General features: G+C 57.0%; 1 protein-coding gene. It reads right to left on the minus strand.

The window, feature by feature from the left end:
* A partial coding sequence (locus HMPREF3053_RS08370; RefSeq protein WP_070767564.1) for an IS1249 family transposase occupies window positions 1-1118 on the minus strand: 1118 nt, incomplete at its 3' end.
* Window positions 1119-1280 lie beyond the last annotated feature (162 nt).

Below are 1280 nucleotides of genomic sequence, written 5' to 3' on the forward strand. Positions count from 1 at the left end.
TAGAGGGCTGGTCGTCCTGTTTCGTGGTCGGCTTGGTTCTCGTGTTGGGTCAGGGTGGAAACTTTGGCGAGTTGGTCCTGGCCCCAGTTGGACTGCCTGGCGATTCGTGCTGGATCGTCGGGCAGTTCGGTTTTTAAGTAGAGCCACCAATCCAGCATTCGGCGTTGTCGTTCGCCTGATCTGCCGCGGTGTGTTCTGGCAAGTAGTTTGATCTGGGAGTTGATGCCGCCTTCAAGGCTGTTGGTGGTGGATTTAATCCGGTTTTTCTCCAGCACACCTTCTGGTGGGGTGAGGTAGACAAACAGCAGTTCGGAGCGCCAGAGGTGGTTGAGGCTGTTGTAGGCCTTGCGCACGTTGTGATGTGTCCACGTGCGGGTCCATGTACCTGTTTTAGGGTCTTTGACCGTGGTTTTCTCGTCCATCCAGGAACGGTAGATCGTGGAGAATTCGTGCAGTTGTGCACCCCATGCTGCTGCTTGGTCCAGGGTGGTGATCCGGGTCAGTTTCAGCGCCAGTCGGTAGATGGTGCGCCCGGCATCAGTCCGGGGCCGTGAGGTGGTGTAGCGGCGTACAACGCGTTGGGCGTGGACGAGGCAACGCTGGATTTTCGTGGTGGGCCAGCACTTTTTGATCGCGCTAAACGCTCCCTGGCCGCCATCGATAACGGCGATAAGTGGGGCTTCGATGCGCTCGAGAAGTCGTTGGTAGTCGCGCGTGGTTTCGTGTTTGCACCAGTGCCAGGCGATGACATGGTCGATAGTTGCGGCAATGATCAAACAGCCGCCGGCGGTATATGTGCCGTCTAGAAACACCTGGTCGTAAACCCGCCCGATATGTCCGATGGTGGGATCTGGTACGTCAACGAGCCAGAAGGGTTCGAAGCGGCGTTGCAGTGTGCGCGGTGAGCATCCCACACGACTGGCAACGGTATCGAGGCTGGCGCCAGTGGTCAGGTGGTCAATGAAGGCGGCAAAAACCGTGGAATTGGTGATGTCGCTGCGGCGCTTCACACTCGACGCGCCGCAGTGTTTGCATCGCCACCTCGTAGTTCCTTTGCTGGTAGTGCCGTTGCGTTTCATCTCATCGCCGCAGTGGCAGCGTGGTTGGTTCTTTGACATTGCGACACCACACCACGCCGCGTGTAGCACATCACTGCTGCCACACCGCGGATTTACCGTCCCGGAGCCAAATATATGCTCCCGGAGCATATATTTCTCTGAAACCTAGAGGTCAACCACTACAAATCACCGAATCCAGACACACTTTCTGTCGTTTAACCC

This window comes from Corynebacterium sp. HMSC064E07, from assembly GCF_001815745.1.
In the GTDB taxonomy this organism is placed as follows: Bacteria; Actinomycetota; Actinomycetes; order Mycobacteriales; family Mycobacteriaceae; genus Corynebacterium; species Corynebacterium jeikeium_D.